The 15,580-nt window shown below is 70.2% G+C and carries 13 protein-coding genes; 8 read left to right on the plus strand and 5 right to left on the minus strand.

The window, feature by feature from the left end:
- Window positions 1-76 precede the first annotated feature (76 nt).
- The gene (locus ACLJQZ_RS19520; protein ID WP_410621402.1) at window positions 77-1,510 is read left to right on the plus strand and encodes a neutral zinc metallopeptidase; all 1,434 of its coding nucleotides are present in this window, start codon (window positions 77-79) and stop codon (window positions 1,508-1,510) included.
- A 79-nt stretch (window positions 1,511-1,589) separates the two neighbouring features.
- On the opposite strand, the gene ACLJQZ_RS19525 is transcribed toward ACLJQZ_RS19520, so the two are convergent.
- Window positions 1,590-2,570: a tetratricopeptide repeat protein gene (locus tag ACLJQZ_RS19525; RefSeq protein ID WP_326946806.1), complete on the minus strand. Its 981-nt coding sequence runs from the start codon at window positions 2,568-2,570 to the stop codon at window positions 1,590-1,592.
- 91 nt (window positions 2,571-2,661) lie between these two features.
- On the opposite strand from ACLJQZ_RS19525, the gene ACLJQZ_RS19530 reads away from it, so the two are divergent.
- On the plus strand, window positions 2,662-3,069 hold the full coding sequence (locus tag ACLJQZ_RS19530) for a hypothetical protein (RefSeq protein ID WP_326946805.1): 408 nt from the start codon (window positions 2,662-2,664) through the stop codon (window positions 3,067-3,069).
- A 98-nt stretch (window positions 3,070-3,167) separates the two neighbouring features.
- Here ACLJQZ_RS19530 and ACLJQZ_RS19535 read toward each other — a convergent pair whose 3' ends face one another.
- On the minus strand, window positions 3,168-3,470 hold the full coding sequence (locus tag ACLJQZ_RS19535; protein ID WP_410621403.1) for an MTH1187 family thiamine-binding protein: 303 nt from the start codon (window positions 3,468-3,470) through the stop codon (window positions 3,168-3,170).
- Between the two features lie 78 nt (window positions 3,471-3,548).
- Between ACLJQZ_RS19535 and ACLJQZ_RS19540 the strand changes: the two genes are divergently transcribed.
- Entirely contained in the window at window positions 3,549-4,049 is a 501-nt protein-coding gene (locus ACLJQZ_RS19540) for a MarR family winged helix-turn-helix transcriptional regulator (RefSeq protein ID WP_410621404.1), read from the plus strand.
- Between the two features lie 61 nt (window positions 4,050-4,110).
- On the opposite strand, the gene ACLJQZ_RS19545 is transcribed toward ACLJQZ_RS19540, so the two are convergent.
- The 3 genes from ACLJQZ_RS19545 to ACLJQZ_RS19555 form a co-directional block, all read right to left on the minus strand.
- Complete coding sequence (locus tag ACLJQZ_RS19545) at window positions 4,111-4,476, minus strand: DUF3817 domain-containing protein (RefSeq protein WP_247061728.1); 366 nt, start codon at window positions 4,474-4,476, stop codon at window positions 4,111-4,113.
- A gap of 218 nt (window positions 4,477-4,694) precedes the next feature.
- Window positions 4,695-7,082, minus strand: a complete 2,388-nt coding sequence (locus tag ACLJQZ_RS19550; RefSeq protein WP_410621405.1) for a GH92 family glycosyl hydrolase — start codon at window positions 7,080-7,082, stop codon at window positions 4,695-4,697.
- 89 nt (window positions 7,083-7,171) lie between these two features.
- Window positions 7,172-10,336: a GH92 family glycosyl hydrolase gene (locus ACLJQZ_RS19555; protein ID WP_410621513.1), complete on the minus strand. Its 3,165-nt coding sequence runs from the start codon at window positions 10,334-10,336 to the stop codon at window positions 7,172-7,174.
- A gap of 371 nt (window positions 10,337-10,707) precedes the next feature.
- Between ACLJQZ_RS19555 and ACLJQZ_RS19560 the strand changes: the two genes are divergently transcribed.
- The 5 genes from ACLJQZ_RS19560 to ACLJQZ_RS19580 are packed head-to-tail and all read left to right on the plus strand — an operon-like array spanning window position 10,708 to window position 15,575.
- Window positions 10,708-11,691, plus strand: a complete 984-nt coding sequence (locus ACLJQZ_RS19560) for a LacI family DNA-binding transcriptional regulator (RefSeq protein WP_410621514.1) — start codon at window positions 10,708-10,710, stop codon at window positions 11,689-11,691.
- Window positions 11,688-12,725: a class I mannose-6-phosphate isomerase gene (locus ACLJQZ_RS19565; RefSeq protein ID WP_410621406.1), complete on the plus strand. Its 1,038-nt coding sequence runs from the start codon at window positions 11,688-11,690 to the stop codon at window positions 12,723-12,725. The genes ACLJQZ_RS19560 and ACLJQZ_RS19565 overlap by 4 nt, the downstream gene beginning before the upstream one ends.
- Window positions 12,722-13,486, plus strand: coding sequence for an ATP-binding cassette domain-containing protein (locus ACLJQZ_RS19570; RefSeq protein WP_410621407.1), 765 nt, complete (start codon window positions 12,722-12,724; stop codon window positions 13,484-13,486). The genes ACLJQZ_RS19565 and ACLJQZ_RS19570 overlap by 4 nt, the downstream gene beginning before the upstream one ends.
- Window positions 13,483-14,526, plus strand: coding sequence for an ABC transporter permease (locus ACLJQZ_RS19575; protein ID WP_410621408.1), 1,044 nt, complete (start codon window positions 13,483-13,485; stop codon window positions 14,524-14,526). Before ACLJQZ_RS19570 ends, ACLJQZ_RS19575 begins: the two co-directional genes overlap by 4 nt.
- Before the next feature lie 50 nt (window positions 14,527-14,576).
- On the plus strand, window positions 14,577-15,575 hold the full coding sequence (locus ACLJQZ_RS19580) for an ABC transporter substrate-binding protein (RefSeq protein ID WP_326946798.1): 999 nt from the start codon (window positions 14,577-14,579) through the stop codon (window positions 15,573-15,575).
- The last annotated feature ends 5 nt before the right edge of the window (window positions 15,576-15,580 follow it).

A 15,580-nucleotide genomic window follows, 5' to 3' on the forward strand; every position in this document is an offset into this window, starting at 1 on the left:
CGCGCACACGCCCCGTAAGCCCTGGGTATGGTCCTGCCCGTCGGGTACGGGCAGGCTGGGAGTGGAGCGAGTGAAGATGACCTCAGGGGGAGGACGGCGCGCGCTGGTCGCGTTGCTCGCGATCGCGGCGGTCGCCGTGAGCGGGTGCGACAGCAAGAGCGGCTCCGGCAGCGGGCCGGTCCAGGACACCGGCGCCGGCTCGGTCGCCGGGCTGCCGGTGACGCACTTCGAGAGCGGCCTCAAGTCCGGCGCGCCGACCCCGAGCCTCGACGTCCGCAACGCCGACGGCGGCGAGGACGACAAGCTCGCCACCGCCGCGATCGACGACGTCCAGACGTACTGGGGCGAGATGCTGCCCCCGGACTTCGGCGTCCAGTTCGAGCCGGTGAAGTCGCTGCTGTCCTACGACGCGAACACCGACACCGAGGAAACCGGCTGCGGCAGCGTCAAGAAGCTCGTGAACGCGTTCTACTGCCCGACCGACGACTCGGTGGCGTGGGACCGCGGCGTGCTGCTGCCGATGCTGCGCAAGCGGTTCGGCCCGATGTCGGTCGTCGTCGTGCTCGCGCACGAGTTCGGCCACGCCGTCCAGTACCGGCTCGGCGACAAGGCCGGAATCACCAAGAGCACCCCGACCGTGGTGAAGGAGCAGCAGGCCGACTGCTTCGCCGGCGGCTACTTCCGCTGGGTCGCCGAGGACAAGAGCAAGTACTACCAGGTGTCGACGTCCGAAGGCCTGAACCAGGTGATGGCGTCGATGTTCCTGATCCGCGACCAGGCGGGCACCAGCGCCGCCGACCGCGGCGCGCACGGCACGGCGTTCGACCGCACGTTCGCGTTCCAGGCCGGGTTCGAGAAGGGCCCGAAGGAGTGCGCGGCGATGAACACCGACAACGTCAAGGCCCGGCTCACCGAGCGCCCGTTCGACAAGGGCGACAAGGGCAAGGGCGACGCGAAGTTCAACGACCAGGCCGTCGAACTGCTGAAGAAGAGCCTCGACGAAGCCTTCAAGGGCGCCGGCGTGGCCGCACCGGAGATCAACGACGGCGGCAGCTGCACCACCACGGCGCCGGCGTCCTACTGCCCGGACGACAACTCCGTGAGCATCGACCTGGCGAAGCTGGCCGAGCTGGCCCAGCCGATCGACCGCGAGGCCGAGATGAAGGGCGAGGACCCGGGCGGCATGGGCGACTTCGCGGCGTTCGCGGAAGTGGCTTCGCGGTACGCGCTGGGCATCCAGAAGGGCGTGGGAGCGTCGATCGACAACCCGAACGCGGGCCTGCGCACGTCGTGCCTGGTGGGAGCGTGGGCGGCGTTCACGAACCGCCCGGGCGACCTGCGGCTGTCGGCCGGTGACCTGGACGAGGCGATCGCGGACCTGCTGCAGCCGGAGAGCCTGGTCTCGGCGGACGTCAACGGCAAGCGCCCGGACAGCGGTTTCGACCGGGTCGAGTCGCTGCGTCGCGGGTATCTCGAAGGCTCGTCGGTCTGCTCGAAGCAGTACGGCTGAGGTTCCAAGCGGCAAAAGCCGTGAAGGCCTCCTTACCGGCTCTTATGGCCGGTAAGGAGGCCTTCACGGCTTTCCGGGCTCAGAAGAGGGCGGAAGCCAGGTCGCGGCGGGCCTTCATGACCCGGTCGTCGGCCGGGTCGAAGAGGTCGAACAGGGCCACCAGGTGCTCGCGCGCCTTGTTGCGGTCGTCGCCCGCGGTGCGGCGGACCACGTCGATCAGGCGCTTGAAGCTCGCCTCGACGTCGTTCTCCGCGATGTCCAGGTCGGCCGCCGCGAGCTGGGCGTCCAGGTCAGCCGGGTCCGCGTCGGCCTTCGTGCGGGCGTCCGGGTCCGCGGCCTCCGCTCGCGCCGTGAACTTGACCTGGGCCAGGGCGTTCTTCGCCAGCTCGTTGGCCGGTTCGACGTCGAGGATGCGCTCGTAGGCGGCCTGTGCGGCGGCGAAGTCGCCCCGCTCGAAGGCCTCCTCCGCCTCGGTGAAGCGCGGGTCCTCCGGCTCCTCGACCGGGCCGCCGCCGTTGGCCTCCGCCTCGCGGATCGCCGGCAGCTTGTCGCGCAGGGCGTCGAGCAGCGCGTTGATCCACTTGCGGATCTCGGGCTCGGGCAGCGCGCCGGAGAACGCGTCGACCGGCTGGCCGCCGCCGATGGCGACGATCGTCGGGATCGACTGCGCGCCGAACAGCTGCGCGATCCGCGGGTTGGCGTCGACGTCGACCTTCGCGACGATCCAGGCGCCGCCGGACTCGCCGGCCAGCCGTTCCAGCACCGGGGACAGCTGCTTGCACGGGCCGCACCACTCGGCCCACAGGTCGACGATCACCAGCTGGTGCAGGGACCGCTCCACGACCTCGGTCTGGAACGTCGCCTCGGTGACATCGATCACGGCCCCGGACGACGGGGCGGGCGGGGGTGCGTCACCCTCCGGGCCGGGGCCGCTCGCGGGCGGGGCCGGCGGCCTGCGCGCCGTTTCGGCACGGGCCTTGAGCGCGGACAGGTCGACCGCGCCGGACAGGGCGGCGGACAGGGCCGCTGACTTCGCTGCAGATCCGCGTGGTTGTGTCACGGTTCCATCCTGGCACGCGCGCCGGAGTGTTTCACCGGGTGCCCGGCACGTCCGCTTGGCAGGACGGCGTGGCTGGGGCAGGCTCGGCCGGGTGCACATCCGGCGGGACGTCAAAGTGGGGCTTTCGATCGCCGCCGCCGTCCTCTGGATCGGCGCGGTGACGCTGCTGATCGTGCACGAACCGGACCCGGGCGCGGCCACCCCCGCCGAGCTGCGCGACCGCCTGGCCACGGCGCTCGCCGCCCACGATCCGGACGCCCTCGCCGGCCTGCTCGACTACCCCGGCTCCGGCGCGGACGACTTCGCCAAGGACTACGTCGAGGTGCTGGCCGGCAACGGCGTCCACAGCGTCACGGTCCGCCTGGCCCCGGACGAGCGGGCCCCGACCCGCGCCACGGTCGACGGCGTCCTCGCCGACGGCCGCCCGTTCAGCTACCCGCTGACGGTGACGACCGACGACGGCCGCTGGACGGTCGCCTTCACCCCGCCGCTGCCCTGACCCCGAGCGCCCCAATGTGGCGTTGGGTGCATCTGACGCACCGAACGCCACATTGGGTGCGTCCAACGCACCGAACGCCACATTGGGGCGCATGAGGCTCAGCTGTCGCGGAGGTGGGCTTCGATCCGATCCACCTTGGCCTCGAGCTGGTCGGCGAAGCCGGGGCGGATGTCGGCCTTCAGGACGAGCCCGACGCGGGCCGAGCCGTCCCCCGCGGCCTCGACCGCGCGCTTGACGACGTCCATCACCTCGTCCCACTCGCCCTCGACGTTGGTGAACATGGCGTTGGTCGAGTTGGGCAGCCCGGACTCGCGGACCACCTTCACCGCGCGGGCGACGGCCTCGCTGACTCCGCCGTCCGGCTCCCCGCCGGACGGGCTGACACTGAACGCGACGATCATGCTCGGAAGTCCCTTCTTCGGTGCTCTTTCCGCCGGTCGGGCGACACGCGCCGGTACCCGCTGGTAACTTCGCGTGTCATGAACCGTCCGCTGCCGTTCGACCCGATCGCCCGCGCGGCACAGCTTTGGGAGGCCCGGATCGGGCCCTCCGGCACCATGGCCGCGGTCACCGGCGTGATGCGGGTCCAGCAGATCATCCAGTCCGCGGTGGACGGCGCGCTCAAGCCGCACGGCCTGACCTTCGCCCGGTACGAAGCGCTGGTGCTGCTCACCTTCGCCCGCAGCGCCAGCCTGCCGATGCGGGTGATGGGCGAGCGGCTCCAGCTGCACCCCACCAGCGTCACCAACATAGTCGACCGGCTGGAGCGCGACGGGCTCGTGAAGCGCGTCCCGCACCCGACCGACCGCCGCACGACGCTGGTGGAGATCACCGACGAGGGCCGCAAGCGCCGCGAGTCCGCGACCGCGGCGGTCACCGAGATCGACTTCGGGCTCAACGGGCTGACCGAACGCCAGACCGAGCAGCTGACCGACCTGCTGACGAAGGTCCGCCGCGCGACCGGGGACTTTACCGAGTAACCACGCGCACACAAAGAAAGGCCCGCGCCGGAAGACGCGGGCCTTTCTCACGTACTGGGAATCAAGCGGCGACGGGCTCCCGCACCTGGAACAGGCCGACACCGCCGTGGGTCAGCCGCTGCGGGCCGTCGAGCTTGCCGTTGCGCAGCGCCCACTTCTCGAACAGCCAGGTGAACAGCGGCGGGATGCTCGCGAGCAGCGCGAGGACCAGCGTCTTGGGGCGCCAGCCGAGCGGCTTCGCCACGGACAGGGAGACGACCACGTACAGGACGAAGATCACGCCGTGCACCATGCCGATGACGGGCACGCCGCCCTCACCGGAGGAGTGCACGACGTACTTGAGGAACATCCCGACAAGCAGCGCGGCCCAGGAAAGGGCTTCGGCGACTGCGGCCACGCGGAACACTAGAGCGGCCTTGCTGGACACTGCTTCCTCCTGTGGGGTCTCACCACTTTTGGTCCTGACACGAAAAAGCCGCCCGACACACCGTCCGAGGCGGACTCGCCCGCGGACGTCAACAGCGCTGTCGGACGTACTGAGACCAGTGTGAGGCGTGACGGCCCTCACCGGAACACCGGGGGCCGTGATGGTGCTCACGAACGTGGGTCCATTGTGGTCCGGACCACGTTCGTGAGCACCGCTATCTAGTCAGAACACGGGGAAATCGGTGCTGAGGACGGCGAAGTCCCCCACGTCGCCTTCGCGGCGTCGGCGGTCAGGCCGAAGTCCAGCGTCGTGCCGCTCTTCAGCTGCTCGAGACCGACGTACACCTTGTCGGACCGCTTCGAGCCGACCTTGAGGCCCGAGACGTACTGCAGCTTCGAGCCGTCCGCGCCGGGCGCCTTGATCGTGACGTCGCGGCCGTTCTCCAGGTGCAGCACGGACCGCTCGAACCGCGGCGCGTTGAGCACGAAGTTCCCAGTCCCTGGGACGGCGGGGTAGAGCCCGAGCGCGCTGAAGACGTACCAGGCCGACATCGTGCCGAGGTCGTCGTTGCCGGTGACGCCGTTGGGCGCGTTCGTGAACAGCGTGTGCGCGGCCCGCACGACCCCGGACGTCTTCGCCGGCTGCCCGGTGAGCGCGTACATCCACGGCGAGTGCAGGTCGGGCTCGTTGTTCGGGTTGTAGCGGAACTGGTCGTAGTAGTCGTACGGCCCGACGACCCAGTTCTCGCGGACGGCCGCCGCCGGGTCCTTCACCAGCTCGTCGTAGGCGAAGAAGTCGTCCAGCCGCTTCCCGGTGGCCGCCGGGCCGCCCATCCGCTGGACCAGGCCGGGGACGTCCTGCTGGACCAGCCACTGGTACTGCCAGGCCGTGCCCTCGTGGAAGCCGTCCTGGCTCTGCGGGCTGTACGGCCCGGTGGCGGGGGTGAACCAGTCGCCGCCCGCGACCTTCGGCCGGAAGAAGCCGGTGAAGCCGCGGTCGGTCTGCGACGCGTCCCAGAGCGTCCGGTAGGTCCGGGCCTGCTCCGACAGCGCCGCCGCGTCGGCCTTCTTGCCGAGCGCCGCCGCCATGACCGACAGCGAGCAGTCGCCGAGCGCGTACTCGAGGGTGGCCGACGCGCCGTGGTTCGGGTCGGTGTCCTGCCCCTTCTTCGGGAAGTCCGGGTCGTACTGCACGAACCCGTCCTGCTGGTAGCTCGCGTTGCCCGAGCGGCCCTGGAACGGCGACGACGCGGGCGGGATCCGCGTCGAGTTCTGCAGCAACGCCTGGTAGGCGCGCATCTCGTTGCCCGACAGCGCGCCGAACCGCCAAAGATCCACCAGGAACGGCGTGACCGGGTCACCGGTCATCGTGTTCGTCTCCTGGCTGGCGTACGCCCACCGCGGCAGCCAGCCGCCCTGGTCGTGGATGGCCAGGATGCTCTTGGCGATGTCCTTCGCGCGGTCAGGCCGCAGCAGCGCCAGGAGCTGGTTCTGCGTGCGGTAGGTGTCCCACAGGGAGAAGAAGTCGTAGTACGTCCAGCCGATCGCGCGGTGGATCTTCTTGTCGAAGCCGTAGTAACGCCCGTCCGCGTCGTTGGCGGTCAGCGGCTGCAGCAGCGCGTGGTACAGCGAGGTGTAGAACACGGTCCGGTCGTCGGTCGTGCCGCCCTTGATGTCCACACTGGACAGTTCGCGGCGCCAGGTGCGCTGGGCGTCGGCCTTCGCCGCGTCGAACGACCGGAGGTGCTCGGCGGCCAGGTTGCCCCGGGCGCCCTGCGCGTCCACCTGGGAGATCGCGGTGGTCGCGGTGACCTGGCCACCACCCGCGAAGGTCAGCCACGTGCCGCGCAGGCCCGCGCCGCCGCTCGACTCTTTGCTGCCGGGCGTGCCGCCGGTCGGCGACCACGTGCCGGACGCCTTGAACGGCTTGTCGAACTTCGTCGTGAAGTACGTCGTGTAGGACTTGCCGCCGCAGAACGCCTGCGACTCCACGGTGCCTTCGACGGTCCGGTCGTCCACGACCCGGATGCTGCTGCCGGTCACCGGCTCCTTGTCGTTGGCCTGCCCGACGTTGACGAAGACGTTGGCATCACCCGGTTTTGTGAAGGTGTACCGCTCGGCGCCGGCCCGGGTCGCCGCCGTCGTCTCGACGTCGACGCCGCCGTAGCCGGTCAGGTGGACCTTGTAGTAGCCGGGCTTGCCGACCTCGCCGTCGTGGGTGAACGGCGCCGCGTACTTCGTCTGGTCGAAGGTCGCGGCCTTCGTCGTGTCGAACGCCTTGCCCGGCCCGATCTCGCCGGTCGTGGGCAGCGTCGAGACGAGGCCGCCCTGCTCCCAGCAGCCCGCGCCGGAGAGGAAGAAGTGGCCGAAGCCGCGGATCGCGGTGTCGGTGTAGCGGTAGCCGGCGTAGTGCGAGGTGATGGGGCTGACCTGCGTCATCCCGAACGGCGCCGACGCGCCGGGGAACGTGTTGCCCTCGTCCTGCGTGCCGATGAACGTGTTGACGGCGTCGAGAGCGTCCCCGCCGGACGCTTCCGCGACGACAGGACTCACCCCCGTCGCCACGACGGCGAGCGCCAACGCGCCCGCCAGGACCTTGCTCCTCATCGAGCTTCCTCCCTGAAACGACGAAAAGCCGTGAAGGCCTCCTTCCCGGCCATAAGAGCCGGTAAGGAGGCCTTCACGGACAACAACTGCTAACCGATGGCGATGGCGAAGACGTGCAGCACGCCGCCGCTGACGTTCGACGGCAGCGTCACGCTGGCCACCGTCTTGCCCGCGTCGAGGGTGATCGGCGCGGTGCCGAACACCATCGTGCGGATCTGCTGCGGGTCAGTGCCCGCGGCGTTGCGGTACGGCGTGGACAGCACGATCCGGTTGCCGAACGACGGCTGGGCGCCGCCACCGCCGAGCGTCCAGTCGGACGTCCCGATCGTGGCGGTCGACTTGCTGCCGTCGGTGTAGGTGATGGTCAGCGTGCCCTGCGCGTTGCCGTTCGAGCCGGCGCCGAGCAGCGCGAGCCGGGTGCCCGTGCCGGTGACGTTGACCGTCTGGCCGTTCGCGACCGCGTTGTCGGGGTCGCCGGCCGGGAACGACGGCCAGGTGAACTTGATGCCGTCACTGGTCACCGTGCCACCCGGGGTGGCGCCGGCCGCGGCCAGCGCGTCGGCCGAGTAGCTCCAGCCGCCGCCGTCGAAGTTGGCCGCCGACGAGTCGGAGTCCGGCGAGATGCCCGCGTTGTCGACCGTGGCCAGCCAGCTGTTCGGCTGGGCGACCAGCACCGTGAGCACCGCTTGCGTCGAAGCCACACCCGGCGCCGAGAACGTCACCGGGATGCGACGCGCACCGTCGGCCAGCCCCGCGGGCACCGAAACCGTCAGGTCGGCGTGCGCCTTGCCGCCCGCCGGGACGGCGATGCTGCCCGTCGCCGGCGTCAGCGTGATCCCGTCGACGCTGCCCGCGGTGTAGGTCCAGGTCCGGGCCGTGCCGGAGAGGTCCTGGACGCCGACCGACGCCTTCGACGTCGAGCCCGCCGGCGTCACCGCGCGCGACGGGTCCACAAAGGACAGGCTCGGCTTCTCCTGCTCGCGGAACGACGGCGGCGCGTCGGCCGCGGCGCTGCCCCACGAGGTGGCCGTGGCGGAGCGGGTGTAGTCGAGCGTGCCGCCACTGGAGATGAGCGCCTCCGGCAGCCACGCCTTCGACGACGCGCCGCCGTTGACCTTCAGGCTGCCCACGTAGTCGCCGGTGCCCGGCGCGTTGACGGTGATCTTCTTGCCCGCACCGGTGGTGAGCACGGCGTGCTCGAAGCGCGGGGTGACGAGCAGCGTCTCGGCGCGGCCCGGGATCTCCGGGTAGATGCCGAGCGCGGACCAGACGTACCAGGCTGACATCTGGCCGAGGTCGTCGTTGCCGATCAGGCCTTCTGGGCGCGGGTTGTACAGCTCGTCCATCGAGCGGTGCACGATCGCCTGGGTCTTGGCCGGGGCGCCGGTGTAGGAGTAGACGTACGGCGCGTTGGAGTTCGGCTCGTTGCCCATGAAGGCGTACGGCTCCTGGGTGCCCGCGTTCAGCTTCGTGAAGAAGGTGTCCAACCGGGACTGCGTCGCCGCCGGGCCGCCGAACGCCGTCACGACGCCGCCGAGGTCGTAGGGCACCATCCACTCGTACTGCGCGCCGTTGCCCTCGACCCAGCCCTGCGAGCTGGCGGGGTCGTAGGTGCCGGCGAACGAGCCGTCCGCGTTGCGCGGCTGCAGGTGACCGGTGCCCGGGTTGTAGAGGTTCTGCCAGTTCTGCGCGCGCTTCATGAACGTCGTGTACGTCGCGCTGTCCCCGAGCCGCTTCGCGAACTCGGCGATGGAGAAGTCGGCGCTGGTGTACTCGAGCGTGTCCGCGCCGGCGCCCGGCACGTAGCCGAGCTTCTGGTAGTCGTCGAGGCCCGGCCGCTCGGTGTAACCCTGCGTCGGCTGGGTGGCGCCCTTGATCATGAGCAGCAACGCCTTCTGGGCGTCGAAGTCACGCGCGCCGAACGCGTACGCGCTGGACACGATGATGTGGTACGGGTCGCCGTTCATCACGCCGGTGTAGTCGTTGGCCACCGTCCAGCGGTCCCACGACCCGCCCTGCTCGGCGTAGGCCATCATCGACCGGACGATGTCCGAGGTCTCCTTCGGGTCGATCGTCGCCAGGAGGGGGGCCTCCGAGCGGTAGATGTCCCAGCCGGAGAAGTTCGTGTACATCGCGTGGCCCTTGTCGGCCTTGTGGATCCGCCCGTCGAAGCCCGGGTACTGGCCGTCGACGTCGGAGAAGACGTTCGGCTGGATCAGCGAGTGGTACAGCGAGGTGTAGAACGTCGTCAGGTCGGCGTCCGAGCCACCGGTGACGGCGATCTTGCCGAGCTGGTCGTTCCACGCCTTGCGCGCGGACGCGGCCACGGTGTCGAACGACTTCTTGGTGTTCTCGGCCTTGAGGTTGGCCTTCGCGCCGTCGACGGACACAAAGGACAGTCCGACCTGGACGTTCACCTGCGCGCCGTTGAGGTTGGCGAAGGTGACGTACCCGCCGCTGCCCGGGCCGCTCACGGTGGTGTCCTGCTGCTTCGCCTTGGCCGGGCGCGCGATCGAGGCGCCGACGCCGTTGGGCTGCGCGACCTTCGCCTTGGCACCACCGGTCTCGGCGGACTTGCCCGGCGTCACGGCGCCGTTCTTCCAGGTGCCGATCGACTCGAACGGCGTGTCGAACTTGGCCGAGAAGTAGACGCGGTAGCTGTTCTGCGCGCCGCAGAACCGGCCGCTCGTGGCCCAGCCGCTGATGGTGTCCTTGCCGAGGGTGATCGACGCGTCGTCGGTGCCGTTGACCGAGCCGGAGGTGTTGACCAGCAGCGTCGAGGACGCGCCGGCCGGGTAGGTCAGCCGCGCCGAGCCGGTGCGCTGGGTCGCGCTCAGCTCGACCTTCGCGCCGCTGTCGAGGGTGACGTCGTAAGCGCCCGCCGTCGCGTGTTCTCCTGTGTGCGAGAACTTCGACGTGTAGTGCGCGGGGTCGGTCGCCGGGGACGTCGAGACCTCGCCGACGTACGGGATGAACGGAATGTCCTGGTAGGTCGAGCAGCCCGCGCCCGAAAGGTGCGTCAGGCTGAAGCCGTTCAGCACGTTGTCGTCGTAGAAGTACCCGCCCGGCTGGGACTTCACCGTGTCCGGGCTCCACTGCACCATGCCGAACGGCGCGACCGCGCCCGGGAACGTGTTGCCGGCACCGCCACCGGTGCCGTGGTCCTCGCCGCCGGGCCGGGTGCCGACGAACGGGTTGACCCACTTCGCGAAGTCGGTCGCGGGGGCCGCGGCAGCGGGCATCGCGGGTGCCATCGCCGCGGTCACCGCCAGGGCTGACAAGATCGAACCGGCTCTCCAGCGCGCTCGCGCCATCGCCATCGCCTCTCCACCACATCAGCGCGACCAGAGGGTGAATGACAACCTTGTCGCGCGCTCGGTCGAACCGGGCCACCTTGGGCAGCGGCTCACGAGACAGTCAAGGGTGCTGTCAACACCTGTCCACTTCCGGACAAGCTGATCAGCCGTCTGACCTACGACTTCCGTAGTCGAATCGGCACAATCCGCGCCCAAGGCGTTGACAAGCACCGGAACCTTGGCGTTCAATCCCGTGCACTATGACAACGTTGTCTCCACCCGGCCGGGACCGGGACGGCAGCACGCGCACCGCGAGCCGCCGGGCCACGATGAGCGATGTGGCCAGGCTGGCGGGCGTGTCCATCAAGACCGTCTCGCGCGTGGTCAACGACGAACCGGCGGTGCACCCGGACACCGCCGAGCGGGTCATGGCGGCCATCGAGCAGCTGGGTTTCCGGCGCAACCTCGGCGCGCGCAACCTGCGCCGCGGGTCGACCACCGGGACCATCGGGCTGATCGTCGAGGACGTCGGCAACCCCTTCTACTCCGAGCTGAACCGCGCGGTGGAACGCATCGCGACGTCGTTCGGCCGGCAGGTGCTCACCGGCTCGTCCGAGGAGAACTCCGACCGCGAGCGCGAGCTCGTGCTGGAGTTCTGCGCGCGGCGGGTGGACGGCATCCTCGTCGTCCCGGCCGGCCTGCAGCACGGGTACCTGGTGCCGGAGATGCGCGCGGGCACGCCCGTCGTGTTCATCGACCGCCCGGCGGGCGACATCGTCGCCGACACCGTGCTCGTCGACAACCTCGGCGGCACCATCGAAGCCGTCACGCACCTGGCCAAGCACGGCCACCGGCGGATCGCGTTCCTCGGCGACAGCCCGGACATCTTCACCGCGGCCGAGCGCCTGCGCGGGTTCCGCGAAGGCTGCGTGCGCAACGGCATCTCCTACGACGAGTCGCTGGTCGCCATGCGCACGCCGACCCAGGAGGGCGTCGGCGACGCCGTCAAGCGGCTGCTGCACGGGCCCGACGCCGCCACCGCGGTGATCGCGGGCAACAACCGGGTCGCCGTGCACCTGCTGCGGGCCCTGGCCCACGCCGAGTACCGCCCGGCGATGGTCGGCTTCGACGACTTCGAGCTGGCGGACCTGCTCGACCCGCCGGTCACCGTGATCGCGCACGACGTCAGCGCACTGGGCCACGCCGCGGCCGAGCTGCTCTTCGCCCGTGTCCAAGGAGATCAGTCCCCGCCGAGAAAGGTCGTCCTGCCCGTGCATCTCGTCGCCCGTGGTTCCGGTGAGGTCGCCCCGTGACCCTCGAACCGATCCGGCTTCCGGCCAACCAGCCGCCGCAGTTCTACCGCGGGGGCGACGCCATCGCGGCGTTGCGCGGCGCCTCGCCCGACAAGAAGTTCGGCCCGGAGGACTGGGTCGCCTCGGTCAGCACCATGTTCGGCCAGGAGACCAATGGCCTGACCCGGCTCCCGAGCGGCGCCTGGCTGCGCGACGCCGTCGAGGCGGACGCCCCGGCGTGGCTCGGCGCCAAGCACGTCGAGGTGCTCGGGACGTCGACCGGGCTGCTGGTCAAGCTCCTCGACGCGGGCCAGCGGCTGCCGGTGCACTTCCACCCGTCCGACGCGTTCGCGAAGCAGCACTTCGACTCGCACTTCGGCAAGACCGAGGCGTGGATCGTGGTCGGCACCTACGGCGACGACCCGCGCGTCTACCCCGGCTTCAAGGAGACGCTCACCAAGGACACCGTGTCCGAGTGGACGCGGGAGCAGGACGTGCCGTCGATGCTGGGGGCGCTGAACAGCGTCCCGGTGACCGCGGGCGACACCGTCTACATCCCCTCCGGCCTGCCGCACGCGATCGGCGAGGGCGTCTTCGTTGTCGAGTTGCAGCAGCCGACGGACTTCTCGCTGACCATCGAGTGGCGTGACTTCCTCGCTTCGCCGGAGAAGGGCCACCTCGGCCTCGGCTTCGACACGGCGATCCAGGCGCTGGACACGTCCGGCTGGGACGCCGAGCGCCTCGAGACCATCATCAAGCGGACCGCGGGCGACACCGCGGCCACCGTCGATCTGCTGGCCGCCGGATCGGAGCGGTTCTTCCAAGCGGAGCAGCTTCGCACGACCGAACTGACAACGTTGTCACTCGACCCGTCGTTCGCGGTGCTGGTCGTCCTCGACGGCGAGGGCACCCTGCGCACCGAGCACGGCGGCGAGCACGCGCTGGCCAAGGGCGACACGTTCGTCGTCCCGTTCGACGCGGGCCAGACCGAGCTGGCCGGCACCGCGACGGTGATCCGCTGCCGCCCGCCGGCGCTCGAAGGGCGGACCGGATGAGCGAAATCCTGCTGGACGCGGTCGACCTGACGAAGCACTACGGGTCGGTCGAGGCGCTGCGCGGGGCGTCGTTCCAGGCCCGCGCGGGCGAGGTGACGGCGCTGATCGGCGACAACGGCGCCGGCAAGTCCACTTTGGTCAAGTGCCTCTCGGGCGCGGAGCAGCCGACGTCGGGCCGGATCCTGCTCGACGGCGCGCAGGTGCACGTCGACTCCCCGACCACGGCCCGGCGCCTGGGCATCGAGACCGTGTACCAGGACCTGGCCGTCGCCCCCGAGCTGGATCCGGCCGCGAACCTGTTCCTGGGCCGGGAAATCCACCGCAAGGGCATTCTCGGCAAGCTGGGCATGCTCGACAAGGCCGAGATGCGCCGCCGGGCGATCGAGGAGTTCCAGCGGCTCGGCGTGACGCTGCAGAGCACCGACGTCCCGATCGGCTCGCTGTCCGGCGGGCAGCGCCAGAGCGTCGCGGTGGCGCGGTCGGTCGTCTGGGCGTCCAAGGTCGTGTTCATGGACGAGCCGACGGCCGCGCTGGGCGTCGTGCAGCGCGAGCGCGTGCTCGACGTCATCAAGAAGGTGCGCGACAAGGGCATCGCCGTCGTGCTGATCAGCCACAACATGCCCGAGGTGCTGTCGGTCGCCGACCGCGTCGAGGTGCTCCGGCTCGGCAAGCGGGTGGCCCGGTTCGCCGGCGCCGGCACCAAGCTGGAAGACCTCGTCGCCGCGATGACCGGCGCCCTCGTGCAGGAGGAGGCGGCGTGAGCGCCCCGGCCCCGGAAATCCAGTCCACTGTGGAAGAAGGCTTCACCAAGCGCCCCTTGGGCAAGCGGCTCGTCGGCGCCAACACGTTCTGGATCGCGCTGGTGCTGGCGGCGCTGATCGTGGTGTTCAGCGCGCTCGCGCCGGACGCGTTCCCGACGGTGTACAACTTCCAGCTGCTGCTCATCGAGACGGCCGTGCTGCTGGTGCTCTCGGTCGGCATGACGTTCGTGATCATCACGTCCGGCATCGACCTGTCGGTGGGCTCGGTGCTCATCTTCGCGGGCATGGTCGGCGGCAAGACGATGGAAGCCATGTCCGGCGGAGACGCCGGCGGCGCGGGCTGGGGCGTGATCATCGTCGGGCTGGTCGTCGCCATCCTGGCCGGGACGGTGTGGGGCCTGGTCAACGGCTTCCTCATCGCGGTCGCGGGCATCCCGCCGCTGATCGTCACCCTCGGCACGATGGGCGCGGCGCTCGGCGCGTCCCTGCTCATCAACAACGGCAGCGACGTGCGCACGGTCCCGGTCGTGCTCAACAAGCAGCTCGGCTACGGCACGTCCTTCGGCGTCGTCCCGAACCTGGTGCTGATCGCCGTGGTGATCACGCTGATCGGCGCGTGGCTGCTGCACACCACGAAGTTCGGCCGCTACACCTTCGCCATCGGCTCGAACGCCGAAGGCGCGCGGCGCGCGGGCATCGGCGTCACCGCGCACCTGATGAAGGTCTACACGCTGACCGGCGTCCTGGCCGGGCTCGCCGGGTTCCTGTCGCTGGCCTACTACAACTCGACCACCATCACCGGGCACACCAGCGACAACCTCAACGCCATCGCGGCGACGGTGATGGGCGGGACGAGCCTGTTCGGCGGCGTCGGCTCGGTGCTCGGCACCGTGATCGGCGTGTTCATCCCCGCGGTCCTGAAGAAGGGCTTCAACATCACCGGCGTCCCGGACTTCTGGCAGATGATCGCGGTCGGCGCCGTGCTGATCGCGGCCGTCTGGTTCGACCAGCGGCGCCGCCGCCAGCGCAACTCCCGCTGACCCCGTTCCCGAGACTCCCGAGTTCCCCCGAGTACAAAGAGGTGCTTCCGATGAACTTGACCAAGACGCTCGTCGCGGCCGGGGCGCTGGCGTCCGCCGCCGCGCTGCTCACCGCGTGCGGTTCCGGCACGGTGGGCGACACCGGCGGGGGCAGCAGCCAGGCCAACTCGGCCAACGCCAAGAAGCTGGCGCTGATCCCGGGCGTGCAGGCCGAGCCGTTCTACATCTCGCTGCAGTGCGGCGCGCAGGCCGAAGCCAAGAAGCTCGGCTACGAGCTGACCACGCAGGCGCCCCAGAAGTTCGACGCGCCCCTGCAGACCCAGCTCGTCAACGCGCTCGGCGCGAACCCGCCGGCCGCGCTGCTGATCGCGCCGACCGACGACACGGCGATGCTCGCGCCGATCCAGCAGGTCAAGGCGCGCGGCACGAAGATCGTCGAGGTCGACACCTCGCTCAAGGACACGAGTGTCGCCGAGTCGTCCGTCTCGTCGGACAACGCCGCGGGCGGCAAGCTCGCCGCGCAGACCATGGTCAAGCTGGCCGCCGGCAAGAGCGGTTCGGTGCTGGTGCTCGACACCATCGCCGGCACGTCGACGACGGCCGCCCGCGTCAAGGGTTTCGAAGAGGAGCTGAAGAACACGCCGGCCCTGAAGTCCATCGGCGTCCAGTTCACCCAGAACGAGCCCGACCAGGCCGCGTCCAAGGTGACGGCCGCGCTGGCCGCCAACCCGGACCTGATCGGCGTCTTCGCGACCAACCTCAACACCGGTGAAGGCGCGGCGACCGGCCTCCGCAACTCCGGCAAGGTCGGCGCGGTCAACCTGATCGGCTTCGACGCCAGCCCGTCCGAGGTCGAGGGCCTCAAGAGCGGCCAGTACCAGGCCCTGATCGCCCAGGACCCGGCGTCGATCGGCACCCAGGGTGTCGACCAGGCCGTCGCGGCACTCGAGGGCAAGCCGGTGACGCGGAACCTGACCGCGCAGCTGCACTCGATCACCAAGGACGACATGGACGCCAACTCTCAGTACTTCTACAAGCAGAGCTGCTGATCCCT

The sequence above is a fragment of the Amycolatopsis sp. cmx-8-4 genome (assembly GCF_046548675.1).
Taxonomy (GTDB): domain Bacteria; phylum Actinomycetota; class Actinomycetes; order Mycobacteriales; family Pseudonocardiaceae; genus Amycolatopsis.